We start from the raw sequence: 21,791 nt of genomic DNA, 5'->3' as shown, positions 1-21,791 counted from the left end.
GGTGTTCTGTACGTGGAGTCCGTAGCGGGCGGTCATGGACCCCATCGTCTCCCGAGACTGGCTCGCGACACGGCTCGAGACCGACGACCCCCCGCGGATAGTCGACGTCAGGGAGTCCTGGGAGTACGAGGGGATCGGCCACCTGCCCGGCGCGGTCAACGTCCCCTTCGATCGGTTCCGCGACGAGGGCGACGACGCGCCGGGGATGCTCCCCGGGAGCGAGGCGTTCGGGGAGTTGCTGTCGGAAGCGGGGATCGAGGCGGACGATACGATCGTCGCCTACGACGACACCCACGGCGTGTTCGCTGCCCGGTTTCTGGTCACCGCGCTCGTCTACGGCCACGAGGACGTCCGCCTGCTCTCCGGCGACTACAGCGCCTGGAGTCGCGAGCACCCGACCGAGTCCGGTGCCGTCGAGCCCGAAGCGACGGAGTACGAGCCGACACCCCTCCCGTCCGAGGAGAGCCCGCTGATCGACCGGGCGGGAGTCGAGGCGGCCCTCGACCGGGGGGCCCTCCTCGTCGACACGCGAGAGGAGTTCGAGTTCGAGGAGGCCCGACTCCCCGGCGCGGTCCGCCTCGACTGGCGGACCGTCGTCGACGACGAGAGCCGCGGGCTGAAGCCCCGGGAGGAGCTCGAGGCGCTCTTGGCGGAGCGGGGGATCACGCCCGACCGGGAGATCGTCCTCTACTGTAACACTGCCCGCCGGATCAGCCACACCTACGTCGTCCTCTCTCACCTCGGCTACGAGGACGTCGCCTTCTACGAGGGGAGTCTCACGGAGTGGCTCGCGGCCGACGGGCGAGTGGAGACCGGCGAGGCTGACGACCGAACGAAGTGAGGAAGGAAGCCTCGAGGTGGAGCGGGGAGCGACAGCGACCCGCGAAACGGGCGAGGCCTCGAAGCGAAGCGGTGAGCCGGTAGGCGAGCCGCGAAACGGTTATGACGGCGACGCTCTCGGAATCGGATGACGAGAGAAGAGCCGACGAACGAAAGAGACTGGCCGGAGGAAGTCAGTTGTCGCCGGTCTTGCCCTGCCAGGCGTAGCTCCGCTGTTTCTCGGACTTGCCGAAGCCACACGAGGCACACTGCTTTTTGGTCGTGTGGTAGGACTTCTCGCCACAGCGCCGGCACTTGACGTGGACCGTTTTGTTCTTCTTTCCTTGGCTCGGGGTTCCTGCGCCGGTCATGGAGTGATCGAAACCACGTTATCGCCGCGTATAATCGTTGTGTCTTCGGTCGGTGGCTCCTCCCCGACCGTCGATTCGACGGGGATCGAGACCTCCTCTAGGACGAGGTTCATGTGCTGGTCGTATCCCGTCAGGTCGCCGACATACTCGTCGCCGCTTTTCAGACGGACCGAGACCCGTTCGCCGAGCGACGCCTCGAGGACGTCCAGCGGTCGTCCGCTCATGGGAGAACCCGCAAGTGACGCACACTTAATCGTACCGATCGGGGGGCAGCCGGCACAACGGCTAAGTGTGCGGTCGTCGACGGTTCGGACATGGTCTCGCTCACGTTCATCGAGTTGCACCTGGACGGAAACACGCAGTTCGGCCCCAAGCGCATCGGCGAGGCGACCATCGGCGAGGACGACGGAGCGGAGGACGAGGAGGAGGCCGCCGCGGCCGAGGACGGCGGCGGGAAGCCGATCGGCGTCGTCGTCGGACTTCTCGTGTTGGTGGCCCTCGGGCTGGCCGTCCGGAAGTTCCGGGGCGGCAACGACGACGGGGAGTTCGAGGAGTTCGAGCCGGCCGACGAGCCCGACGTCGTCGTCGATTGAGGCGGTCGGAGGCGACCGGCAGCCTTTTTCCCGACGCCGGAAACGCACAGACGATGAGCGACGAGGCCGTGTCCCGCCATCGCCCCGCCGCGGACGTCGACCGACCGGTCCCCCCGGAGTCGGTCTGCGTGCTCGTCCCCACCCTGGATGAGGCGCCGACGATCGGGGCGGTCGTCTCGGGCTTTCGCGATCGCGGCTACACGAACGTCCTCGTCGTCGACGGCGACTCGGACGACGACACCCGCGAAATCGCCCGCGAGCGCGGCGCGCGCGTTATGACCCAGTCGGGCTCGGGCAAGGGCCAGGCCGTCCGGGAGGCCCTGGAGGTCGTCGAGACTCCCTACGTCGTCCTGGTCGACGGCGATGGCACCTACGATCCGGCCGACGTCGAGGCGCTGCTCGCGCCGCTTTCGGCGGGCTACGACCACGTCATCGGCAACCGCTTTGCCGACATGGACGACGACGCGATGGCGCGGCTCAACGGGGTCGGAAACCGGCTGGTCAACGGTGCCTTCCGGTTCATCCACGGCGGCGAGTACGCCGACATCCTCTCGGGGTACCGGGCGTTCCGGACGGAGGCGATCCGTCGGCTGCCGCTGTCGGCCGAGGGGTTTACGATCGAGACCGAACTCGCGGTCGAGTGTGTCAAACGCGACGTCGAGACGACTGTCGCCCCCATCTCCTACAGCGCCCGCCCCGACGCCTCGGAGACGAACCTCCACCCGATCCGGGACGGCGGGACGATCCTGCTCACGCTGTACTCGCTGGCCAAGACCACCAACCCCCTCTTTTACTTCGGGAGCCTCGGCGCGGCGTCGGTCGCCGGCGGGGCGGCCGTCGCGACGTACGTCCTCTGGGAGTGGCTCCGCTACAGCGAGGGCCACGAGATCATGGCGGTGGTCGCGGCAAGCGGGATCCTGCTGGGCGTCCAACTGCTCATGTTCGGCGTGCTCTCGGACATGATCGTCGCGCTCCACCGCGAACAGCGCCATCGCCTGGAGCGGATCACCCGGCGCTCCTCGCGGGAGGAGGTCTCCGGGAGCGGCGAGCGGGGCGGCGACCGGCGGGAGCCGGGACGACCGGAGCGCTCCGCCGACGACGAGCGGTGATCAGAAGGGGAGAAACGAGCGGACCTGCTGGACGACGCTCCCGCTCCGGTCCTTCCGGTAGCGCTCGAAGGGGGGGTGAAGCGCGTTCAACAGCTCCTGGCGGTCCTCGAAGCGCTCGCGATCCACCTCCTCCAGGATCTCCCGGAGGGCGACCGTGTTCCCGTGGACGTCGTAGGCGATCTCCTCGTCCCCGAGCGCCGCGGCGACCTCCCCCTCGGTGACCGGAAAGGGGAGGTCCGTCCGCCTGAGCCGTGCGTCGACGGCGGCGATCCCGAACTCGATGCTCTCCGGCTCGTCGTCGCCTCCCGATGGTGGCCGAACGCCCATGGAGCGGCCTACGCCTCCCCGCGTCAAAACCGCACCGGACCCGTCCGAAGCCGGTCCCGGACCAGTCCCGAGCCTCCGGTCTCGCGGCTGCCGACAGTCCTATCCCTCCGCCCGCGATGGTACCGACCATGTCCGACTACACCACCGTCTCGATCCCGAAGGAACTCGCCGACCGCGTCGACGAGACCATCGAGGGCACCAGCTTCCAGAGCACGAGCGACCTCGTGCGATTCCTGCTTCGCAGCATCGTCATCCAACACCAGAAGTCGGGAGAGCTCACGGAAGCCGAGTTCGAGGAGATCGCAGAACAGCTGCGTGGACTGGGCTACCTCGAGTAGCGCTACAGCCGGTAGTACTCGAGCCCCGCCTTCGAGAGCGCGTCGGAATCGAGGACGCCGTCGACGTCGACCAGCAGCGGGTTCGCGGCCATCGCGCTCGTCGCGGTGGTGTAGTCGACCTCCCGGAGCGCGCGGTGGGGGGTCGCGAGAACGATCGCGTCGACCCCATCGACTTCGAGCTCGTCGGCGATCTCGATGCCGAACTCGTCGCGCGCTTCGGCCGGGTCGACGTGGGGGTCGTAGCCGACGACGTCACAGCCGAATGCCTCGAGCTTCGCGATCGTGCCGTTGATCGAGGAGGTCCGGACGTCGCCGACCTCCGGCTTGTAGGAGAGTCCGAGGACGAGCACCGAACTCTCCTGGGGGACCTTCCCGCACTCGTTGAACCCCCGGAGGACGAGGTCGGCGATGTGGACGGGGACGTAGTCGTTGACCTCGCGGGCGCTCTCGATGAGCTGGGGGGTGAAGTCGTGGCGTTCGAGCTCGTAGATCATGAAGAAGGGGTCGACGGGGATGCAGTGGCCCCCGACGAGTCCGGGCCGGTAGTCGTGGAAGTTCCACTTCGTGCCGGCGGCGTCGAGCACCGATCGGGTGTCGAGGCCGAGTTCGTGACAGGCGACCGCGAGCTCGTTCATCAGCGCGATGTTGACGTCCCGCTGGACGTTCTCGATGCATTTGGCGGCCTCCGCGACCTCGATCTCGGGGGCGCGGTGGACGCCGGCGTCGACGATCGACTCGTAGAGGACGGCGACGTCCTCTAAGACCGACTCGTTCTGGCCGCTGACGATCTTGATGACGTTTCGCAGGCCGTGTTCCTCGTCGCCGGGGACCATGCGCTCGGGGGAGTAGCCGACGAAGAGGTCCTCGCCGACGGTGAGACCTGACGCGTCCTCCAGGGCGGGCGCGAGGATCTCCCGGGTCGCCCCGGGGTAGACCGTCGACTCGAGGACGACGGTCGTTCCCGAACCGACGTTTCGACCGACGGTCTCGCCGGCGGCCTCGACGTACTTGAGGTCGGGATTCTTGAGGTCGTCGACCGGCGTCGGGACGGCGATGAGCACGAACTCGGCGCGCTCGATCGTCGACTCGTCGGTCGTAAACTCGATTCCCGACTCCGCGATCGCGTCGTCGCCGACGTCGCCGGTCGGATCGACGCCTCCCTCGAGGATCTCGACGCGGTCGGGGTCGACGTCGAAGCCGACGACGTCGTGGCCGCTGCGGTCGAGTTCGACCGCCAGCGGGAGGCCGACGTAGCCGAGGCCGACGACGCAGACGGTCGTGGTCGCGGCGCCGGTCATCGCTTTCGCTCCGCGGGGAACGGTTCGGCCGGGGCGAGCGTGCGATCGGTGCCGTGTGTGTGGCGGGAACAATATTTCATAGATCAACCTCCAGTCGCTCGGACGCGGCCAGGACGGGCCGGGACGGCGACGATCAACGTGGAGCCACATTACCGCCAGACGAATCAAATAGCTGTCGATCCGGCAGGCCGTCGTCGCGTCCCGCGGTTGGCGGGCGCCATCGTCGCCGGACCGGACGGACCGTACGCGGCCCGTACCGTCCGGGCGCCGCCCGTTGGGAACGCGTAACAAAGCCGGTCGGCCTCCCCGGGAGGGACATGCCCGAGCAGTCTCCGGCCTGTCCCTGGTGCGGTCGCCGCGTCGAGAGCGAGGCCGTCGCCGTCGGCCCGCCGCCCCACCTCTCGACCCACCACCGGTTCCGGCTCCACGAGCGGTGTCTCGCCGAGTGGCACCGGTTCGCCGACCGGCTGTTCGATCTCTCACGGCAGGGGGCGGGGGCGACCCTGATCGAGTACCCGAAGAACCACGGTCCCGAGGATCTCGTCGGCGACGGATCCGAAGGCCCCACCGGCGATTCCCGCCGGGAGGAGAGAGGGGCCGGCAATCCGGCGAACGCACCGGCGAGGCAGGCGTCGGACGCCGGTCCGGCGGAACGATAGGTTGATACCGCTCTCGGGGATCGTACCGAAGGATGGCCGACGAGACGATCGCCCTGTTCGGGATCGGCAGCACGAACCTCCGCTCGGCGCTCGGCTCGCCGGGCGCCGGCCTCCGGGGCGACGTCCACGTCGAACGAACCCGGATCGACGACCTGATCGAGCAGGTCCACGGCCGACTCGAGACCCTCCGTGAGCGCGCCGGGACGATCGACGCGGTCTCGATCGCCTGTGCGGGCCTGATCGACGGCGGGACGATCCGCGAGATCGACACCCCCGACAACGAGGTCGTCCGGGAGATCCCGCTCGGACCGGCGATCGAAGCGGAGTCCTCCCTCCCGGTCCGGATCGAAAACGACTGTACGGCGGGCGCGCTCGCCGAGTGGGTGTACGGCCGCGGTCGGGGCCACGACTCCGTCGTCCACCTCACGATGGGTACGGGAATCGGCGCAGGCGTCGTCGATCGGGGCCACGTCCTCCGAGGCGCCGCGGGCCACGCCGCCGAGGTCGGCCTCCTCCCGATCGGTCCCGAAGAGCGCTCGAGTTCCGGCGTCCCGGGCGCATGGGAGGCCTACTGCTCTGGCCGGGGGATCGCCGGCTTCGTCGCTGACCTGCTCGCCGACGAGTCCAGGGAGACGGCCCTCGATCCCGAAGGGCTCACCTCGCGGGACGTCTTCGAGGCCGCCGCGGCGGGCGACCGCGTCGCCGACGACTACTTAGACCGGATCGGGCGCTACAACGCCGCCGGGATCGGTGCCGTCGTCAACGCCTACAACCCGGGGCTGATCACCGTCGGCGGCGGCGTCGGCGAGCCCAACTTCGAGGAGATCGTCGAGCGCGCCCGGCCCCGTCTCGCGGACTACGCGCTCCCCGAGGTGCCGCCGATCCGCCGGACGGACCTCGGCGACGCGATCGGGCTCTACGGCGCGCTCGCGCCCCACGCCATGCGGAGCGGGGTCGAGGCCACGCCCTAACGCCAGGCGTCGACCACCGCCGCGAGCTGGTCGAGCTTTCCCAGCAGGATCGCGATGACGACGACGGCGCCGGCGATGGTCGGCCAGCCCAGCGCGTACTCGGGGGCCAGCGAGCGGTAGGCGAGCCCGAAAAAGGCGAGCGCACAGGCCAGCCCGACGAGGCGCTGGGCGGTCGAGAGCGAGGGTCGGGTGAGTGAGGGGATCGACATCGGGAGTCACGCCCGCTGTGGGCCGTCGATCTCGACGACCTCCCAGGGGACGACCTCCTCGCGTTTCTTGTCGAAGAGGCGGTGGTGTTCGGGATCGACGTCCGCGCCGTTGTCGGCCTGGCGCCGACAGCCCCGACACCAGAGGTGGTTGTTGGTACGATCCCAGTCGGCGTGGCCGTTCGGGCAGACGTAGCGGTACCGGTCGGCGTCGGCGTCGATGACGACCCGGGATCGGGGGGTGACGGGGTCGGCGGGGTCGGCCTCGAGGTGGGGATCGGGTGCCATCGACGGATCGAACGCGGGGGACGACAAAAGCCGTTTTTCTGCCCCGGTGCGGAAGTGATCGCCAGCGCGGAATCGCCGGAAGGGGGGCTCTCACCCTCCTGTTTCCGGTGGAGATTTCCGACGGCGGCAGTCCGGGGAGGCGAAAGTGGTCCGCCCTATAGCTCGCCGGGCTCCCGACGGCCCTGCTCGCTCAGCAGGTTCGTCAGCGTCCGTTTGACCCGCTGGGGGTCGGGCACGTCCCGGAAGGTGACGTCCTCGGTGCTGGTTCCGGCGGTGTAGACCCGGACGTCGCCGAACGAGAGGAAGCGCTCGGCGACGCTCTGGTCGTAGGCGGTGTTCTGGATGCGATCGAGGCGGATCTGGGTGACGTCCCGGGAGACCAGCCCGTGTTTGACGTAGATCTCCTCGCTGGTGATGACGTACAGCAGCCGGACCCAGTCGAGGTAGGCCATCAGGATCCGGCCGATGCCGACGACGACGAGAACGAGGGGGAGAGCCGCCGCCCAGGGGGGAAGATCCATCGTCGAGAGCCAGATCGCGAGCCCGATCCCGACGGCCGCGAGGACGACCCCGACGACGATCGAGGTCGCGATCGTGTACGCCGAGGGCCGGCCGACCCACTCGACGGTCTCGCCCTCGGTGAGGTGGAGCCAGTCGGCGTCCTCGACGTTCTCGCTCCCGGGCAACAGCGTCCCGACGCTCACCGGTCTCCACCCGTCATACCCCGTGACATGGAACGGCAGGCTAATAATAGTATCCGCCCGCGCTACCGGTCGGACTCCAGAGCCCGGCAGCGATCGAGGAGCGCGACGAACCGGTCCTCGAGGGCGATCAGCCTGATCGCCCCGCTTCGGGGGTCGTACTCGATCAGTCCCCGGTCGGCCAGCTTCGGGAGGTGGTTGTGGGCGAGATCGATCCTGACCGCCTCGGGGTCGGCTCCCCGCTCCCGGCGGGCGATCCGGCCCGCGATCGACTCGATGTCGGCCAGTTCGTGCTCGACGAGGTAGTAGAGCACCTCCCGACGCCGGCGCCGGGAGAGGCCGGAGAGCAGTTCGCTCAGGGGATCCCGGCGGCCGGCGGGGACGTGACCTCCCGCGGTCGGGCCGTCGCCGTCGGGGATGTCGCCGTCGTCGGGGCGATAGTCGCCCATGGTCGTATCGAGCGTCGGGTCGGCAATAAGCCTGTCAGAGAATTGTTCGGGCGGGCTGTTCGGAACCAAGAGCGACTGCCCGGGGGGAGTGAAAAACTTCCGTGAACGGTCGGTCTTGATCCGACGACGGTTCGACGGGAGCGTTTACGTGAGGCTTTCGTCGCTTGCGGGGGTACGAAGGGTGTATGCGTGACGACGATCCGCCGCGGGGGGACGGAGAGACGGACGGGGCCTCGAACTGGCCCGACCGGGCCAGCCTCGCCGTCGTTCGCCGCGTCGCCGACCGCGAGGGCGCGTCGGCGCTCTCGCTGCCCGCGCTCAACGGAACGGTCGATCCCGACGCCCTGGACGACCTCCTCGACGGGAGGGCTGGCGCCGATGGCGAGTCGCCCCCCGATACGGGGGCGGAGTCCGCCGCCGGGACGACTCCCGAGCGGACCGCGTGGCCGGCGGTCACGACGAGCTACGACGGGCGGACGGTCCGGGTCGACCCCGACGGCGTGACCCTCTCGCCCGACGAGCCCGACTGGGACCACGTCTCCCGGATCGACGCGCGGACCGACGACGTCGGCGCCGGCGTCGTCCTCGAGCTCGCGGACCGAACCGGCGAGGACCCGACCCGCGTCCGGAGCGAGCTCTCCCGGATCGTCGATCCCGGGGCGCTCTCCCGACTCAATCGTCCGCGGGCGAACGGGGTCCCCCGAACGGGGGCGACGGTCCGGTTTACGGCGCTCGGCTACGACGTCGTCGTCGAACCCGATGGGGTGTCAGTCGGCTGTACCCTCCGCCGGCTCCGTGCAGGCGGCAACGTCCTCGTGGTCGGCTCGGTTCCCGACGCGATCCTCGACTCGGCCGGCTCGCGGCTGCTCGAAGGCGACGACGGCCACCTGTTCGCGCTGTTCGACCGCGAGGTCGGGATCGTCCCCGCACAGCTCCCGCCCGGGACGGCACGCGAGGCGACCGTCCTCGCTCACGCGACGGCCGCCCGCTCGGCGGCGAGCACGCCGACCGCCCCCGACGGCGACCGCAGCGTCCCCGGGCCGGCGGTGACCGACGTCGGGGGCGATTTAGAGACGGTCCGCGAGGCGATCGAGGCCGAACTCGCGGAGGCCGAGGAGGGCGTCCGCCTCTGTGTGGCCTCGCTCCGGCCGCTGGTCGAAGCGCGCGAGCCGGCGGCGGTCCGGGAGTTCCTCGTGCCGCTTTGTGCGGCGGTCCGGGACCGCTCGGCGCTTGCCCACTACACCCTCCCGATCGACCGCGAGTCGGCGGCCGTCCGGGCGATCGAGCCCGCCTTCGAGGCGACCCTCGAGCTCCGTCTCGAGGGGGCGACCCCCGAACAGCGCTGGCACTTCCGGGACGGCGATCACACGACGGAGTGGGCCCGGCTCGAGCGATGACCGGGCCGGCCGGCCCGACCGAGCCGGCGTCCCGGCCGCGTTTCCGGACCGACGGGGCCGACCTCGTCGTCGTCGATCCGGTCTGCAACGCCCGCTACCCCATCGGGACCGGCGACCGCCCGGAGCCGCGGCCGGCGGAGTCGACGGGGTTTCGGTTCCCGGTCGATGCCGCGGTCGCCGTCCGGGCCCCGGAGCTGGTCTTTCCGTACGTCGTCCCGACCTGCATCCGGGACGACGCGGGCGAGACCGTCGCCCGGACCGAACACTACGCCTACGAGGCGCTGCCGGCGGGGCGCTACGTCGTCGAGGTGATGGCCCCGATCCGGCTCTACGTCGCCGTCGAGGGGCCGCTGACGGTCGCCTCGGCCGACGACCGGCTGGCGATCGAAACCGGTTCCGGCGAGGTCCATATCGGCGCCCGTTCCCGGCACGACCGGCCCGCGGCGACCGTCCGGACGACGGCCGACCCCGACGACCTCGCGCGGGCGATATCGACGTTCGGCTCGGGGCTGAAGACGACCGGTCCCGAACGATCGCTCCCCTCGCTGCGGGGCCACCCGCCGCGGCTCGAGTTCGCAGACGAGCTCTCGATCCCGTCCGGCCTGGAGCCGCCCGGCGCGGTCGAACTCGTCGTCCCGCCCGACCGCTCGGCGGTGTACGCGGCCGCCTCGCTCGCCGCCTACCTCGGGGCGACCGTCCGGACGGGCTCGACCCCCCGGATCGAGACCGACGGGTTCTCCCGCCGGCTGGGACCGACGGCGACCGCCTCGACCCCCGCCTTCGAGCGCGCCGTCGAGGACGTCCTCGAGCGGATCTTCCTCCTTGAGTGCGTCGTCCGAACGGAGGGCCTCTACACCATCGATCTCGACGAGCGCCACCGGCTCGAAGAGCGGATGGATCTCCCCGCCGCGGACCTGTACGATGCCCCGATCGGGGACCGGCTCGCGGCCGCCGCCGAGATTCCCGGGGACGCCCTCGCGGAACTCGGCCCGCGATGGGGGCTCGTGGTCCACACGACGGGAGACCGCGACGGAATCGCTTCCCTGCCCTTTCTCGCGAACGACCTCGCGAAGATCCGGGCGGCGCCGGCCGTGGAGAGCGTTGGGGACCCGCCGCCGGGCGCCGACGTTGGGACGCTCGCGCGGGCGGCTGGCGATCCCGCCCGCGGCGCCCAGTCTGCCGGCACCGGGGATCGCGCGGAGCCGTACGTCTCCGCGCCCGCGGCCGACGCCTTCGAGCAGGGGTGGCTCGGATCGGGGGTGCCGACCGACGCGAACAAGCTCCTCCATGCGGGGTTCGAACACGGCCTCGACGGCTCGCCTGCCGAGGGCGGGATCGAGGTCACGCTCGTCTGTACCGACGACCGGATGGCCGGGGAGGTAGACGGCGACCTCTACGGCGGCCGCGAGGAGCTCCCGTTCTCGGTGGACGTCCACCGGAATCCTACCGTTGCCGACCTCCGGGGGCTGCTGGCCGTCGGCGACGTGCTCCACTACGTCGGCCACGTCGAGGACGGCGGCTTCGTCTGTTCGGACGGTGTCCTCGATCCAGATTCGCTGGAGTCGGTCGGCACCGGGGCCGTCATCGTCAACGGCTGTCGGTCCTACCGGACGGGCGTGGCGCTGGTCGAGGCGGGTGCCGCGGGCGCCATCGCCACCGTCAGCGACGTCGGCAACGCCGACGCGATCGCCGTCGGTCGGCTACTCGCCGGGCTCCTAAACGCGGGCTTTACGCTCCGCTCGGCGGTCGACCTCGCCCGCTCGCGCCGGCTGGTAGGAAACCAGTACGTCGTCGTCGGCGACGGCGGGGCCGCGGCCGCCCAAGCCGGTGGGGGCGTCCCGACGCGGTGTCGGATCGAACCCGCAGACGACAACTACCGGCTCACGGTGACGTTCTACCACGCCCGCGACGGGATGGGCGGCGTCTCGATCCCCTACATCGACGGCGTCGATCGCTACGTCCTCTCGGGGTCGTCGCCGACGTTTTCGGTCGGCGCCGGGCAACTCCGGCGCTTCCTCCGCCTGGAGCGGATCCCCGTCGAGTACGACGGGGAGCTCTACTGGTCTACCGACGAGGCGCTCGTCGAACGCCTCGATTAGGTGATCGTGCCGTTGTTCCCGGCGGCGACGGGTGCCGCCTGGGAGAGCAACAGGCAGACGGTCGCCAGGACGCCGATCGCTCGGGGGTGATCCGCGAGGTACTCGAGTAAGTCGCTGTTACTGTCTGACATCGCGTTCTCCCGTGGGAAGGGACGCGACTTAGTCCTAGTTCAAGCCTCCCGAGACGACGACAATTGAATCTTACCGGGAGTGACACGGTATCTAATACGATCCGGGCGGAGGTAATCCCCGCTTTCGCAGCGGCCGCCGGAACGCGGCGCGACGCCCGGACCGAGTCCGGAGCGAACCCGAAACCGGGTCCGGCGAATCCGTCTCGACCGGATCGGTTCGCGACGCTCGTCGGCCGATTCGGCGGGAAAACCAGTGGTTTCGGCACCGAAACGGTCGTTAGCCGGTCACTAGCTCGCGGTAGAGCCGGCCGAACGCCTGCCGGCGAAGCGTCTCGACGGCCGCCGCCTCCTCGTTCTGGAAGGTCGCCGCGACCGCCTCGCCGGCGGGCCCGGCGTGCCAGGCGACGCGGTCGACGTGCTCGCTCCCCGAGAGAAAGACCTCGCCGTCGTACTCCCCGGCCCACTCCTCGAACTCCTCGCGGCTCCCGACCCGGACGTCGAGCAAGGAGGCGAAGATCGCCTCTCGAGCCGTCTCGACGACCTCGCCGGTCACCCGCTCGTCGTACTCCTCGCGCTCGAAGCCCATCGCGCGGGCGACCGCTCGCACGGTCGTTTGTGCGACCGGGCCGACCGACTCGTAGCGTTCGCGGGCGGCCTCGACCGACTCCGGCGCGAACGTCCCCGTCGTGTGCATGGCAGGGAGTTTCGCCTCCGGGAAGTTATACGGACCGGCCCGCCGGCTCCGCGTTATCCGTTCCCCTCGGCGCCTTTCGTCCCCTTGCCGTCGCCGCTTTCCCCGCCCTCTTCCGATTTGCTCCGCTCGTTTGCGCCCTCCCGGCGCCGTTCGGTGAGCTCTCTGGCCTCCGCCAGGGCGCGTTCTGTCTCCTCGGTCAGCGACTCCCGGCCCCCGCTGCGGCCCGCACCGCGGCTCTGGCGGGCCAGCGCCGTCTCGACCTCGACGTCCGGCCGTCCCGCGGGCGCGTGGTAGTGTTCCCCCGTCGGGCCCTCGGTCTCGACCTCGAGGGCGTACTCGGCGACGACCTCGCCGAGCTCCTCGGGGCCGCAGTCGGCCCAGTCGGGGGCGTACTCGGCGAGCCACTCCCGGTGGTTCTCCCGGCCCAGCGAGGCCGTGATCGCGAGGTGGTTCGCGAGGTGTTCGGCGTCCGCCTGCGTGCTGTCACAGACCGGACAGGCGTATCCCATGGCCGGAGGGAGGGCTCGGGTCCAGTTAAACGCCCGGCTCAGGCGCCACGCCTCGACCGAACCCGTGCGAGTGAGGCCCGACGACCCGTCCGGAATCGGCGACGACCCCCGGACCTCAAAAGCCGGTTGCGTTCGCAGGCCCACCTCCGTTGGAGGTCGGGTACAATCGTTAGGTATGACGGTGTCATCCGACGACGGCGGGACGGTCGACCTGGACGCACAGCGTGCCGACGGGCTGTCGGTCCCTCCGGCGCTGTTCGATACCCTCTCTGCGCCCGCGCGCCGCCACGCGATGGCGGCGCTGTCGGAAACCCCGGGGCCGATCGGGGTCAGCGACCTCACGGGCCGGGTCGCAGACCGACTCGAGCGAGAGACGGGCCACCGGGCACTCGAGATCGAGGTGCGCCACGTCCACCTGCCGGCGCTTTCGGACGCGGGCCTGGTCAAGTGGCACCAGGCCGAGGACGTCGTCGACTCGACGGCCCGGGGCGCCTCGCTGGTCGCCCCCGACGGGCAGTAGCCCGGGAGCCGATCTGCCTAAACGGTAGCGCGGAGTCCCCTTCCTCAAGCGCGAGCGAAGCGAGCGTAGGGAGGGGAGGAGCGCGTTCGTATAGCTGCGCATTTCCTTTCATCTATAAATATCAAGTACTAGGACGGGTTCAGGCAGTGTCGTGTCACCGACATCCGACGGCCGTGGGTCAGCCTGGTCGTCGGGACCCTTCTCCTTATCGCGCTCGTCGTCTGTTTCGCCGCACTCATCGCGGTCGCCTTCGGCTCGATGCCGATCGCCTCGTCGGGTTCGGACGCGGCCTTCGAGATGGAGGTCGGCGCCGACGGCGAGATCGAACTCGACCACGTCGCCGGCGATCCGGTCGCCGTCGACGAGCTCTCGATGACGATCTCCGTCGACGGGGAGGCCCTCGAACACCAGCCTGAGATCCCGTTCTCCGGAACCACGGGGTTCGACGGACCGCCATCGGGCCCCATCAACGCCCGGTCGAGTGCCTCCGAGTGGTCGGCCGGCGAGAGCGTCAGCCTCGAGGTCGCCGGGACCAACGACCCCGAAGTCACGGCCGGCGACCGAGTGACGGTCACTCTCACGGTCGACGGCGAGACGATCGCCCGCGAGGAGACGACGGCCTCGTGAACTGCTCTACTCGGGTGCCCGCGCGACGGTCGTGATCGCGACCTCGGGGCTGTAGGAAGGGCCCATGAAGGCGTGTCTGACCTCCTCGAAGCCCGCGGTCTTGAACATCCGGTCGGCCTCGTACTCGTCGTAGAAGAGCATCATCGCGTCGGCGAGCCGGCGGGCGATCGGGTCGTCGGGGGTGTTCGGGCCGACGACGAGGACCTGCCCGCCCGGCTTCAGGACGCGGCGGAACTCCCGGAGGGTGCGGACGGGGTCGGGCCAGTACTCGATCGAGCCCGACGACCAGACGACGTCGAAGGCGTCCGTCGCGAACGGGAGCCGTTCGGCGTCGCCGCGGTGGAAGTGGACCGGTCCCCGCTTGCCGAACTTCGCGTAGGCCTGCTCCAACTGGTGTTCGCTCTGGTCGATGGCGTACACCTCCTCGACGTGCTCGAGCAGTCCCTCGGTGGCGAAGCCGGTGCCACAGCCGACGTCGAGCACCGTCGGATCGTCCGAGAAGTCGAGGAGAGTGAGGGCGTCGGCGCGCATCTCCTCGGTCCAGACGAACGGGTTGATCCGGTCGTACACCCGCGAGAGGTACTTGTAGAACAGCCGGGCACGAGCCTTGTTCTCGAGGATACCCATCGACGGGGATTTCGACCCCGGAAAGATAGGTCTGCTGTTCGCGCCCGGCGTCGCGCCGACGGATTCGACCGCGGCGCTTTCGCAACTACCAAATAGGCCACTCGCAAAGCCACGCCCACTGAGACTATGCCGAGGCCAGAGGTTCTTCAACGAATTACGTCGGCCGAGGAGGAAGCCGACGAGATCGTCGCAACGGCAGAGAACGACCGCGACGAACGAATCGCCGAGGCACGGGAGCGAGCCGAAGAGATTCGAACGGACGCGGAGAAACGCGCGGCCGACCTCAAAGAGCGTCGGCTCGAGGAGGCCCGCGACGAGATCGACCAGGAGGTAGAGGAGGTCCTCGCGGAGGGCGACCGCGAGCGGGAGGCCCTCGCCTCCCGCGGGGAAGAACGGGTCGACGAGGTGGCCGAACACGTCGTCGACCTCTTCGAGGAGGAAGTCCATGCTCAGACCTGACCGGATGAGCAAGGTCTCGGTGACCGGCTCCAAACGGGTCATGCCCGAGGTCATCGAGGCGGTCTACGCGCTGAACGAGGTCCACCTCTCGGACTACGACGGCTCCTGGGCCGCCTTCGACAACGGCGACCCGATCGCGGGGGCCGACGAGGCCTCCGAACGGCTCGTCACCGTCCGGGCCCTAGAGAGCACGCTCGATATCGACCGCGAGGAAGTCGAGCCCGAGCCGGGCGTCGAGGACCGGGAGGCACGTTTGGAACGGGTCCGGAGCCGGGTCAACGAGCTCGACGACGAACGAACCGAGCTCCGCGACGAGCGCCGGCGGGTCGAGGACCGCCTCGACCGGATCGAGCCCTTCGCCGATCTCGGGATCGACCTCGACCTCCTGTCGGGCTATCGGTCAGTCGAGGTCGGCGTCGTCTCCGGTCCCGAAGCCGAGATCGAGGCCGCCCTCGCCGAGAGCGAGGAGATCCGGGCCTACGAGACGTTCACCGGCGGCGACGTCGTCGCGATCGTCGCCGCGCCCGCCGAGGGGTACTCGGTGGGCGACGGCGTCATCGACGACGCGCTCGTCGGCGTCGACCTCACGCGCCACGAACTGCCCGACACCGACCGCAGCCCCGAAGCCTACGCCGACGAGCTCGACGCCCGCCGGCGGGAACTCGACGCCGAACTCGAGGACGTCGAGGCGCGCCTCGAGCAGGTCGCCCGCGAGGAAGGGAGTTTCCTCGTCGGCCTCGAGCGCCGGCTGACGATGGAGGTCCAGCAGGCGGAGGCACCTCTCCAGTTCGCGACGACCGATCGGGCGTTCGTCGCCGAGGGCTGGATCCGGACGAAGCAGTACGACACCCTCGTCGCCGCCGTCACCGACGCGGTCGGCGAAAGCGTCGAGATCGAGGAGCTAGAGCGGGCCGACTACGACGACCACGGCCACCCGACCCACACCGAGGAGGTCGATCACGACGACGGCGACGGCAACGGCGGGTCGGGTCCCGACTCCGAGGAGCCGGCCGCCGACGACTCCGAACGGGAGCCGGCCAGAGCCGCCACCGACGGCGGCCAGGCCCGGGCCGGGGGCGATATCGTGACGATCGACGACGAGCCGCCGGTCGTCCAGGACAACACCAGGGCCGCGAAACCCTTCGAGTTCCTGTTGCAGATGATCGCTCGGCCGAAGTACAGCGAGCTGGATCCGACGTTCTTCCTGCTTCTGACGTTCCCGGCGTTCTTCGGGTTCATGCTTGGCGACCTCGGTTACGGACTGCTGTACGGAACCGTCGGCTTCCTGTTGTACAGTCGGTTCGACGACGACGTCGTCCGCAGTCTGGGTGCGATCGGGCTGTGGGCCGGCGGCTTCACGATGCTGTTCGGGATCCTCTACGGGGAGGTCTTCGGGATGCACGTCCTCGGAGACGTCCTCTTCGGCGGCTCGCCGCCGATGCACAAGGGGCTCCAGCCCGCGTACGCCGAGTACAGCCAGACGTGGCTGATGGTGAGCGTGCTGCTCGGATTGGCCCACCTGACGCTCGGCTACGTGCTCGGGTTCATCAACGACATGAAACACGGCGTCGCCGAGTCGTACCTCGAGCACGGCTCGTGGGCGCTGCTCATGCTCGGGTTCTGGACCTGGGTCTTCAGCCGCCACACGAGCGGCGTGAAACCCGACTTCCTCTACGAGGCCCTCGGGAGCGGCTCCGGGGCGGCATACGAACTCGGTTACACGGGACTGCCCGCCGACGTCGGGCTGTACGTCGGCGTTCCGGTCGCGGTGATCGGGCTGGTGACGATGATCTACGGCGAGGTCAAACACTACGGCGGGCTCGGGATCATCATCGGGCTCCTCGAGAGCTTCAGCGTGCTCGGGGACGTCCTCTCGTACCTGCGGATCGCGGCGGTCATCCTCGCGAAGGCGGGCATGGCGTTCGTCGTCAACATGCTCTTCTTCGGGGTCTACGTCGACGACCACGGCGGCTGGCACTTCGGGACCGGCGGCATGCCCGATTCCGAGGCCGTCGGGGCGCTCGAGGCCGGCGAGACGGTTGCCTACCACGGCTACGAGGTGACCGAGATCATGTTCGGCGGCCTGCTCCACGGTGGCCTCCTCTCGGCAGCCGTCGGCGTGGTCGTCCTCGTGGTCGGCCACATCGTCGTCCTCCTGCTCGGTGTGACCAGCGCCGGGCTACAGGGGATCCGTCTCGAGTACGTCGAGTTCTTCGAGAAGTTCTACGAGGGCGGCGGCCGGAAGTTCGAGCCGTTCGGCCACGGCTCGGCCGACGGCGAGGAGTGACGGCTCGCGAGGACTCGCCGTCGGCCGCCGACGCCCGCCGCAGTTCGCCGACGGACGGCTTCTTCCGGGGTGGACTCCGGACGGGATTCGCGTCCGTTCGTCGATTCTCCACCCGTGTGAATGCCTACCGATCCCCCGCTACAGCTACTCTCTGCCGTGATTCGGCGAGTTGGTTTGGGAAGCTTTATGAACACAGTGCCGTCAGTACCGACTGTCCGTAACGAAAGCACGAGGAACACGTAATCATGATCGAAACTCTACCCGACGTTGCACTCGCGGCGAACAGCATGGCAGAGAGCGTTGTACTTCAGGCCGAGGACGGTGCCTCCGGTCCCGCCATCGAGCAGGGCGCGGCGGCGGCCATCGGCATCGGGCTGGCGGCCATCGGCGCGGGCTACGCCGAGCGAGGGATCGGCGCGGCGGTCGTCGGCGCGCTCGCCGAGGACTCGATCTCGGCGGGTATCGGGATCCTGCTTACGGTCCTGCCCGAGACGCTCGTGATCTTCGCGCTGGTCGCGCTCTTCGTCTAGCGCGTACTACTTTCTCACAATGAGTTTGGATACGGTCGTTGAGGACATTCGAGACGAGGCCCACGCGCGTGCGGAGGAGATCCGCGCCGACGGCGAGGAGCGCGCCGAGGAGATCGAGGCCGAGGCCGAAGCCGACGCGACCGAAATCGTCGAAACCGCCGAGGCGGAGGTCGACGAGGAGATCGAACAGCTCCGCGAACAACGCCTCTCCAGTGCGAAGCTGGAGGCCAAACAGAAGCGTCTCGAGGCCCGCCGGGACGTCCTGGCCCAGGTCCGCGAGGACGTCGAGTCCCGCCTGGTCGCCCTCGACGGCGAGACCCGGGAGGCGCTGACCCGGGAGCTCGTCGACGCCGCGGGCACCGAGTTCGAGGGCAGCGAGTCGGTCCGGGTCTACGGCCGGGCCGACGACGAGGAGCTCCTCGACTCGATCCTCGCCGACTACCCCGGCTACGCCTATGCCGGCGAGTACGACTGTCTGGGCGGCGTCGTCGTCGAGAGCGAGGCGTCCCGCGTCCGGGTGAACAACACGTTCGACTCGGTCCTGGAGGACGTCTGGGAGGACAACCTCCGGGAGATAAGCGACAGGCTCTTCGACCAATGAGTTCGAGCGCGTCGAACCCCGAGTACGTCAACGCCCGGGTCCGTTCGCGGCGCAACGCCCTGTTCTCCGACGAGGACTACCGCAAGCTGATCCGGATGGGGCCGAGCGAGATCGCCCGGTTCATGGAGGAACACGAGTACGAAGAGGAGATCAACCGTCTGGGCGCCCGCTTCTCGGGGGTCGACCTGATCGAGTACTCGCTGAACCGCAACCTGGCGAAACACTTCGACGACCTCCTGGAGTGGGCCGACGGCCGGGTGTACGACCAGATCGCCCGTTACCTCCGGAAGTTCGACGTCTGGAACGTCAAGACGATCATCCGGGGGATCTACACCGATACCCCGAGCGAGGAGATCGGCACCGACCTCATCCGGGCGGGCGAGCTTCCCGACCGGACGGTAGACCGACTGCTCGAGGTCGAGACGATCGAGGACGTCATCGAGGTCCTCGAGGGGACGCTGTTCTACGAGCCCCTCGACTCGGCGTACGAACACTACGAGGAGACCGGCGCGCTCGTTCCCCTGGAGAACGCCCTCGATCGGGCGTTCTACGAGAACCTGTTGGGGGATCTCGGACGGCCCACGGAGGGCCCCGAGGCGATGTACGTCGAGTTCCTCCAGGCCGAGATCGACTTCCGGAACGCCCGAAACGCCCTGCGGCTCGCCCGCAGCGGCGCCGACCTCGATCCGGCGGAGTTCTACATCGAGGGCGGCGTCCTCTTCGACCGGTCCGAACTCTCCCGGCTGGTCTCCGACTACGACGCGCTCGTCGACCACATCGCCGACGACCCGCGCTACGGCGACCGCCTCGATGCGGCCCTCGCACGGCTCCGGGAGGCCGACAGCCTGATCGCGTTCGAACACGCGGTCGACGCTGCCCTGCTCGAGTACTCCGATCGGCTCTCGAGCGTCTACCCGGTCTCGGTGTCGGCGGTGTTTTCCTACATCTTGGCGAAGGAACGCGAGGTCGAGAACATCCGCGCGATCGCCCGAGGGCGGGAGGTCGGCCTCTCGGAGGAGGAGATCGAAGAGGAGCTCGTGATACTATGAGCCAACGCCAGAACGACAACCGGAGCCAGGAGATCGCCGTCGTCGGCAGCCCAGAGTTCACGACCGGGTTCCGGCTTGCGGGCGTCAGGCGCTTCGAGAACGTCCCCGACGACGAGAAGCCGGAGGACTTAGACGGCGCGGTCACGAACGTACTCGAAGACGACGGCGTCGGCATCGTCGTCATGCACGACGACGACATGGAGCACCTCTCGCGGTCGGTCCGAGGGGAGGTCGAGACGAGCGTCGAGCCGGTTGTCATCACGATCGGCACGAGCGGTGCGGGCGGGGGCGGCCTCCGCGAACAGATCAAACGCGCGATCGGGATCGACCTGATGGACGAGGACGCCGACGCGGACCCAACCGAAACATGAGCCAGGCAACAGACACCGAAACCGTCCGCGAGGACGGCATCATCGACAGCGTGAGCGGCCCCGTTGTGACCGCCACGGACCTCGACGCCCGGATGAACGACGTCGTCTACGTCGGCGACGAAGGGCTGATGGGCGAGGTCATCGAGATCGAAGGCAACCTGACCACGATCCAGGTCTACGAGGAAACCTCCGGGGTCGGACCCGGAGAGCCCGTCGAGAACACGGGCGAGCCCCTGACGGTCGACCTCGGCCCGGGGATGCTCGACTCCATCTACGACGGCGTCCAGCGCCCCCTCGACGTCCTCGAGTCGAAGATGGGAACGCCCTTCCTCGACCGCGGGGTCGACGCCCCGGGGATCGACTTAGAGGCGACCTGGGAGTTCACGCCCACCGTCTCGGAGGGCGACGAACTCGAGGCCGGCGACGTCATCGGCGAGGTTCCCGAGACCGAGAGCATCACCCACCGGGTGATGGTGCCGCCGGATTCGGAGGGCGGTGCGGTCGACTCCATCGAGGCCGGGGAGTTCACCGTCGAGGAGACCGTCGCGACCCTCGACACCGGAGAGGAGATCCGGATGCGCCAGGAGTGGCCCGTCCGCGAGGCCCGCCCCGCGGTCGACAAGGAGACGCCGACGGTTCCCCTCGTCAGCGGCCAGCGGATCCAGGACGGCCTGTTCCCGCTTGCGAAAGGCGGAACCGCGGCGATTCCCGGCCCCTTCGGCTCCGGGAAGACGGTTACCCAACAACAGCTCGCGAAGTGGTCGGACGCGGACATCGTCGTCTACGTCGGCTGTGGCGAGCGCGGCAACGAGATGACGGAGGTCATCGAGGACTTCCCCGAACTCGAGGACCCACAGACCGGCAAGCCGCTGATGAGCCGGACCTGCCTCATCGCGAACACCTCGAACATGCCCGTCGCGGCCCGCGAGTCGTGTATCTACACGGGGATCACGCTCGCGGAGTACTTCCGTGACATGGGCTACGACGTCGCGCTGATGGCCGACTCGACCTCGCGGTGGGCCGAGGCGATGCGCGAGATCAGTTCGAGGTTGGAGGAGATGCCCGGCGAGGAGGGGTATCCCGCCTATCTGGCGGCCTCCCTCTCGGAGTTCTACGAGCGTGCCGGCAAGTTCGAGAACATCAACGGCACCGAGGGATCGATCTCGGTGATCGGCGCGGTCTCGCCGCCCGGTGGGGACTTCTCGGAGCCGGTGACCCAGAACACGCTCCGTATCGTCAAGACGTTCTGGGCGCTCGATTCGGACTTGGCGGAGAAACGCCATTTCCCATCGATCAACTGGAACGAGTCGTACTCGCTGTATCGCGACCAGTTGGACCCGTGGTACCGGGAGAACGTCGCCGAGGACTACCCCGAGGTCCGTCAGTGGGCCATCGACGTCTTGGACGAGGAGGACGAACTCCAGGAGATCGTCCAGCTCGTCGGGAAGGACGCCCTGCCCGAAGACCAGCAGCTGACCCTCGAGGTCGCACGCTATCTCCGGGAGGCCTGGCTCCAGCAGAACGCGTTCCACGACACCGACACGTTCTGTTCACCGGAGAAGACCTACCGGATGCTCCAGGCGATCCGGACGTTCAGCGACGAGGCGTTCTCGGCGCTCGATGCCGGTGTCCCCGTCGAGGAGATCTCGAGCATCGATGCCGCACCCCAGCTCAACCGGATGGGCGTCGCCGAGGAGTGGGAGGAGTTCATCGGCGACCTGGAGGACGACATGGAGAGCCAACTCAGGGAGCTGTACTAAC

At 69.1% G+C, this 21,791-nt stretch carries 29 protein-coding genes; 17 read left to right on the top strand and 12 right to left on the bottom strand.

The genetic code is table 11. The features are described from left to right. The first annotated feature begins 34 nt into the window (after positions 1–34). Positions 35–841: a sulfurtransferase gene (locus tag LCF40_RS05455; RefSeq protein ID WP_224827678.1), complete on the top strand. Its 807-nt coding sequence runs from the start codon at positions 35–37 to the stop codon at positions 839–841. Between the two features lie 172 nt (positions 842–1,013). On the opposite strand, the gene LCF40_RS05450 is transcribed toward LCF40_RS05455, so the two are convergent. Together LCF40_RS05450 and LCF40_RS05445 are read right to left on the bottom strand one after the other, a co-directional pair. Beyond that, complete coding sequence (locus tag LCF40_RS05450; protein WP_114577962.1) at positions 1,014–1,190, bottom strand: 50S ribosomal protein L37e; 177 nt, start codon at positions 1,188–1,190, stop codon at positions 1,014–1,016. Next, positions 1,187–1,414 carry an LSM domain-containing protein gene (locus tag LCF40_RS05445; protein ID WP_114577963.1) on the bottom strand — a complete coding sequence of 76 codons (228 nt, stop codon included), beginning with the start codon at positions 1,412–1,414 and terminating at the stop codon, positions 1,187–1,189. Before LCF40_RS05445 ends, LCF40_RS05450 begins: the two co-directional genes overlap by 4 nt. A gap of 90 nt (positions 1,415–1,504) precedes the next feature. Between LCF40_RS05445 and LCF40_RS05440 the strand changes: the two genes are divergently transcribed. Both LCF40_RS05440 and aglJ read left to right on the top strand, forming a co-directional pair. Beyond that, complete coding sequence (locus tag LCF40_RS05440; protein ID WP_224827677.1) at positions 1,505–1,783, top strand: hypothetical protein; 279 nt, start codon at positions 1,505–1,507, stop codon at positions 1,781–1,783. A 53-nt stretch (positions 1,784–1,836) separates the two neighbouring features. Next, the gene (aglJ, locus tag LCF40_RS05435) at positions 1,837–2,892 is read left to right on the top strand and encodes an S-layer glycoprotein N-glycosyltransferase AglJ (RefSeq protein WP_224827676.1); all 1,056 of its coding nucleotides are present in this window, start codon (positions 1,837–1,839) and stop codon (positions 2,890–2,892) included. Here the strand turns inward: aglJ and LCF40_RS05430 are convergent, their stop codons facing one another. Next, positions 2,893–3,219 (bottom strand): DUF5789 family protein, encoded by a 327-nt coding sequence (locus LCF40_RS05430; protein WP_114577966.1) that lies wholly within the window; start codon positions 3,217–3,219, stop codon positions 2,893–2,895. 128 nt (positions 3,220–3,347) lie between these two features. Between LCF40_RS05430 and LCF40_RS05425 the strand changes: the two genes are divergently transcribed. Beyond that, positions 3,348–3,557 carry a ribbon-helix-helix domain-containing protein gene (locus LCF40_RS05425; RefSeq protein WP_114577967.1) on the top strand — a complete coding sequence of 70 codons (210 nt, stop codon included), beginning with the start codon at positions 3,348–3,350 and terminating at the stop codon, positions 3,555–3,557. 2 nt (positions 3,558–3,559) lie between these two features. On the opposite strand, the gene LCF40_RS05420 is transcribed toward LCF40_RS05425, so the two are convergent. Next, on the bottom strand, positions 3,560–4,855 hold the full coding sequence (locus tag LCF40_RS05420; RefSeq protein WP_114577968.1) for a nucleotide sugar dehydrogenase: 1,296 nt from the start codon (positions 4,853–4,855) through the stop codon (positions 3,560–3,562). A 317-nt stretch (positions 4,856–5,172) separates the two neighbouring features. Here LCF40_RS05420 and LCF40_RS05415 point away from each other — a divergent pair, with 317 nt between their 5' ends. Next, positions 5,173–5,514: a hypothetical protein gene (locus LCF40_RS05415; RefSeq protein ID WP_224827675.1), complete on the top strand. Its 342-nt coding sequence runs from the start codon at positions 5,173–5,175 to the stop codon at positions 5,512–5,514. 32 nt (positions 5,515–5,546) lie between these two features. Beyond that, positions 5,547–6,485: an ROK family protein gene (locus tag LCF40_RS05410; RefSeq protein ID WP_224827674.1), complete on the top strand. Its 939-nt coding sequence runs from the start codon at positions 5,547–5,549 to the stop codon at positions 6,483–6,485. Here LCF40_RS05410 and LCF40_RS05405 read toward each other — a convergent pair. From LCF40_RS05405 to LCF40_RS05390, 4 genes are all read right to left on the bottom strand, one after another. Continuing rightward, positions 6,482–6,694 carry a hypothetical protein gene (locus tag LCF40_RS05405; protein WP_114577971.1) on the bottom strand — a complete coding sequence of 71 codons (213 nt, stop codon included), beginning with the start codon at positions 6,692–6,694 and terminating at the stop codon, positions 6,482–6,484. The two genes, LCF40_RS05410 and LCF40_RS05405, sit on opposite strands and share 4 nt — an antisense overlap. A gap of 6 nt (positions 6,695–6,700) precedes the next feature. Further along, entirely contained in the window at positions 6,701–6,979 is a 279-nt protein-coding gene (locus tag LCF40_RS05400) for a hypothetical protein (RefSeq protein ID WP_224827673.1), read from the bottom strand. 155 nt (positions 6,980–7,134) lie between these two features. Beyond that, positions 7,135–7,683: a PH domain-containing protein gene (locus LCF40_RS05395; protein ID WP_224827672.1), complete on the bottom strand. Its 549-nt coding sequence runs from the start codon at positions 7,681–7,683 to the stop codon at positions 7,135–7,137. A gap of 62 nt (positions 7,684–7,745) precedes the next feature. Further along, positions 7,746–8,129 (bottom strand): DUF7344 domain-containing protein, encoded by a 384-nt coding sequence (locus LCF40_RS05390; protein WP_114577972.1) that lies wholly within the window; start codon positions 8,127–8,129, stop codon positions 7,746–7,748. 185 nt (positions 8,130–8,314) lie between these two features. Between LCF40_RS05390 and LCF40_RS05385 the strand changes: the two genes are divergently transcribed. Continuing rightward, positions 8,315–9,526, top strand: coding sequence for a DUF7504 family protein (locus LCF40_RS05385; protein WP_224827671.1), 1,212 nt, complete (start codon positions 8,315–8,317; stop codon positions 9,524–9,526). Next, positions 9,523–11,625, top strand: coding sequence for a hypothetical protein (locus tag LCF40_RS05380; protein ID WP_224827670.1), 2,103 nt, complete (start codon positions 9,523–9,525; stop codon positions 11,623–11,625). The genes LCF40_RS05385 and LCF40_RS05380 overlap by 4 nt, the downstream gene beginning before the upstream one ends. Here the strand turns inward: LCF40_RS05380 and LCF40_RS23120 are convergent. The 3 genes from LCF40_RS23120 to LCF40_RS05370 all read right to left on the bottom strand — a co-directional run bounded on the left by LCF40_RS23120 (position 11,622) and on the right by LCF40_RS05370 (position 12,959). Continuing rightward, entirely contained in the window at positions 11,622–11,756 is a 135-nt protein-coding gene (locus LCF40_RS23120) for a DUF7503 family protein (RefSeq protein ID WP_255565252.1), read from the bottom strand. The genes LCF40_RS05380 and LCF40_RS23120 overlap by 4 nt on opposite strands. A gap of 277 nt (positions 11,757–12,033) precedes the next feature. Then, the gene (locus tag LCF40_RS05375; RefSeq protein ID WP_114577975.1) at positions 12,034–12,450 is read right to left on the bottom strand and encodes a DUF5809 family protein; all 417 of its coding nucleotides are present in this window, start codon (positions 12,448–12,450) and stop codon (positions 12,034–12,036) included. Between the two features lie 53 nt (positions 12,451–12,503). After that, positions 12,504–12,959, bottom strand: coding sequence for a DUF5810 domain-containing protein (locus LCF40_RS05370; protein ID WP_224827669.1), 456 nt, complete (start codon positions 12,957–12,959; stop codon positions 12,504–12,506). Positions 12,960–13,134: 175 nt separating this feature from the next. Here LCF40_RS05370 and LCF40_RS05365 point away from each other — a divergent pair, with 175 nt between their 5' ends. Further along, complete coding sequence (locus tag LCF40_RS05365; RefSeq protein WP_224827668.1) at positions 13,135–13,479, top strand: DUF7344 domain-containing protein; 345 nt, start codon at positions 13,135–13,137, stop codon at positions 13,477–13,479. Between the two features lie 162 nt (positions 13,480–13,641). Continuing rightward, entirely contained in the window at positions 13,642–14,106 is a 465-nt protein-coding gene (locus tag LCF40_RS05360; RefSeq protein WP_224827916.1) for a type IV pilin N-terminal domain-containing protein, read from the top strand. Positions 14,107–14,112: 6 nt separating this feature from the next. On the opposite strand, the gene LCF40_RS05355 is transcribed toward LCF40_RS05360, so the two are convergent. Continuing rightward, a complete protein-coding gene (locus tag LCF40_RS05355) occupies positions 14,113–14,733 on the bottom strand; it encodes a methyltransferase domain-containing protein (protein ID WP_224827667.1) in 621 nt (206 codons plus the stop codon). A gap of 126 nt (positions 14,734–14,859) precedes the next feature. Between LCF40_RS05355 and ahaH the strand changes: the two genes are divergently transcribed. The 7 genes from ahaH (at position 14,860) to LCF40_RS05320 (ending at position 21,790) form a co-directional block, all read left to right on the top strand. Beyond that, positions 14,860–15,192, top strand: a complete 333-nt coding sequence (gene ahaH, locus LCF40_RS05350; RefSeq protein WP_114577980.1) for an ATP synthase archaeal subunit H — start codon at positions 14,860–14,862, stop codon at positions 15,190–15,192. Continuing rightward, entirely contained in the window at positions 15,179–17,479 is a 2,301-nt protein-coding gene (locus LCF40_RS05345) for a V-type ATP synthase subunit I (protein ID WP_224827666.1), read from the top strand. The genes ahaH and LCF40_RS05345 overlap by 14 nt, the downstream gene beginning before the upstream one ends. A 245-nt stretch (positions 17,480–17,724) precedes the next feature. Next, on the top strand, positions 17,725–18,009 hold the full coding sequence (locus tag LCF40_RS05340; protein ID WP_114577981.1) for a hypothetical protein: 285 nt from the start codon (positions 17,725–17,727) through the stop codon (positions 18,007–18,009). 19 nt (positions 18,010–18,028) lie between these two features. Beyond that, positions 18,029–18,610 (top strand): V-type ATP synthase subunit E, encoded by a 582-nt coding sequence (locus tag LCF40_RS05335; RefSeq protein WP_114577982.1) that lies wholly within the window; start codon positions 18,029–18,031, stop codon positions 18,608–18,610. Beyond that, positions 18,607–19,659, top strand: a complete 1,053-nt coding sequence (locus tag LCF40_RS05330) for a V-type ATP synthase subunit C (RefSeq protein WP_114577983.1) — start codon at positions 18,607–18,609, stop codon at positions 19,657–19,659. The genes LCF40_RS05335 and LCF40_RS05330 overlap by 4 nt, the downstream gene beginning before the upstream one ends. Then, entirely contained in the window at positions 19,656–20,030 is a 375-nt protein-coding gene (locus tag LCF40_RS05325) for a V-type ATP synthase subunit F (RefSeq protein WP_114577984.1), read from the top strand. The genes LCF40_RS05330 and LCF40_RS05325 overlap by 4 nt, the downstream gene beginning before the upstream one ends. Beyond that, positions 20,027–21,790 (top strand): ATP synthase subunit A, encoded by a 1,764-nt coding sequence (locus LCF40_RS05320; RefSeq protein ID WP_224827664.1) that lies wholly within the window; start codon positions 20,027–20,029, stop codon positions 21,788–21,790. Before LCF40_RS05325 ends, LCF40_RS05320 begins: the two co-directional genes overlap by 4 nt. Position 21,791 lies beyond the last annotated feature (1 nt).

It is taken from the genome of Saliphagus infecundisoli (assembly GCF_020177375.1).
GTDB classification, from domain to species: Archaea; Halobacteriota; Halobacteria; order Halobacteriales; family Natrialbaceae; genus Saliphagus; species Saliphagus infecundisoli.
The sequence above is the reverse complement of the archived record's forward strand: the minus strand, read 5'-3'. Positions and strand labels throughout refer to the sequence as shown.

What these genes read in the sequence shown, in the direction of transcription:
- LCF40_RS05455 (WP_224827678.1), top strand. Translation starts at nt 35, where the DNA reads ATGGACCCCATCGTCTCCCGAGACTGGCTCGCGACACGGCTCGAGACC.
- LCF40_RS05450 (WP_114577962.1), bottom strand. Translation starts at nt 1,190, where the DNA reads ATGACCGGCGCAGGAACCCCGAGCCAAGGAAAGAAGAACAAAACGGTC.
- LCF40_RS05445 (WP_114577963.1), bottom strand. Translation starts at nt 1,414, where the DNA reads ATGAGCGGACGACCGCTGGACGTCCTCGAGGCGTCGCTCGGCGAACGG.
- LCF40_RS05440 (WP_224827677.1), top strand. Translation starts at nt 1,505, where the DNA reads ATGGTCTCGCTCACGTTCATCGAGTTGCACCTGGACGGAAACACGCAG.
- aglJ (WP_224827676.1), top strand. Translation starts at nt 1,837, where the DNA reads ATGAGCGACGAGGCCGTGTCCCGCCATCGCCCCGCCGCGGACGTCGAC.
- LCF40_RS05430 (WP_114577966.1), bottom strand. Translation starts at nt 3,219, where the DNA reads ATGGGCGTTCGGCCACCATCGGGAGGCGACGACGAGCCGGAGAGCATC.
- LCF40_RS05425 (WP_114577967.1), top strand. Translation starts at nt 3,348, where the DNA reads ATGTCCGACTACACCACCGTCTCGATCCCGAAGGAACTCGCCGACCGC.
- LCF40_RS05420 (WP_114577968.1), bottom strand. Translation starts at nt 4,855, where the DNA reads ATGACCGGCGCCGCGACCACGACCGTCTGCGTCGTCGGCCTCGGCTAC.
- LCF40_RS05415 (WP_224827675.1), top strand. Translation starts at nt 5,173, where the DNA reads ATGCCCGAGCAGTCTCCGGCCTGTCCCTGGTGCGGTCGCCGCGTCGAG.
- LCF40_RS05410 (WP_224827674.1), top strand. Translation starts at nt 5,547, where the DNA reads ATGGCCGACGAGACGATCGCCCTGTTCGGGATCGGCAGCACGAACCTC.
- LCF40_RS05405 (WP_114577971.1), bottom strand. Translation starts at nt 6,694, where the DNA reads ATGTCGATCCCCTCACTCACCCGACCCTCGCTCTCGACCGCCCAGCGC.
- LCF40_RS05400 (WP_224827673.1), bottom strand. Translation starts at nt 6,979, where the DNA reads ATGGCACCCGATCCCCACCTCGAGGCCGACCCCGCCGACCCCGTCACC.
- LCF40_RS05390 (WP_114577972.1), bottom strand. Translation starts at nt 8,129, where the DNA reads ATGGGCGACTATCGCCCCGACGACGGCGACATCCCCGACGGCGACGGC.
- LCF40_RS05385 (WP_224827671.1), top strand. Translation starts at nt 8,315, where the DNA reads ATGCGTGACGACGATCCGCCGCGGGGGGACGGAGAGACGGACGGGGCC.
- LCF40_RS05380 (WP_224827670.1), top strand. Translation starts at nt 9,523, where the DNA reads ATGACCGGGCCGGCCGGCCCGACCGAGCCGGCGTCCCGGCCGCGTTTC.
- LCF40_RS23120 (WP_255565252.1), bottom strand. Translation starts at nt 11,756, where the DNA reads ATGTCAGACAGTAACAGCGACTTACTCGAGTACCTCGCGGATCACCCC.
- LCF40_RS05375 (WP_114577975.1), bottom strand. Translation starts at nt 12,450, where the DNA reads ATGCACACGACGGGGACGTTCGCGCCGGAGTCGGTCGAGGCCGCCCGC.
- LCF40_RS05370 (WP_224827669.1), bottom strand. Translation starts at nt 12,959, where the DNA reads ATGGGATACGCCTGTCCGGTCTGTGACAGCACGCAGGCGGACGCCGAA.
- LCF40_RS05365 (WP_224827668.1), top strand. Translation starts at nt 13,135, where the DNA reads ATGACGGTGTCATCCGACGACGGCGGGACGGTCGACCTGGACGCACAG.
- LCF40_RS05355 (WP_224827667.1), bottom strand. Translation starts at nt 14,733, where the DNA reads ATGGGTATCCTCGAGAACAAGGCTCGTGCCCGGCTGTTCTACAAGTAC.
- ahaH (WP_114577980.1), top strand. Translation starts at nt 14,860, where the DNA reads ATGCCGAGGCCAGAGGTTCTTCAACGAATTACGTCGGCCGAGGAGGAA.
- LCF40_RS05345 (WP_224827666.1), top strand. Translation starts at nt 15,179, where the DNA reads ATGCTCAGACCTGACCGGATGAGCAAGGTCTCGGTGACCGGCTCCAAA.
- LCF40_RS05340 (WP_114577981.1), top strand. Translation starts at nt 17,725, where the DNA reads ATGATCGAAACTCTACCCGACGTTGCACTCGCGGCGAACAGCATGGCA.
- LCF40_RS05335 (WP_114577982.1), top strand. Translation starts at nt 18,029, where the DNA reads ATGAGTTTGGATACGGTCGTTGAGGACATTCGAGACGAGGCCCACGCG.
- LCF40_RS05330 (WP_114577983.1), top strand. Translation starts at nt 18,607, where the DNA reads ATGAGTTCGAGCGCGTCGAACCCCGAGTACGTCAACGCCCGGGTCCGT.
- LCF40_RS05325 (WP_114577984.1), top strand. Translation starts at nt 19,656, where the DNA reads ATGAGCCAACGCCAGAACGACAACCGGAGCCAGGAGATCGCCGTCGTC.
- LCF40_RS05320 (WP_224827664.1), top strand. Translation starts at nt 20,027, where the DNA reads ATGAGCCAGGCAACAGACACCGAAACCGTCCGCGAGGACGGCATCATC.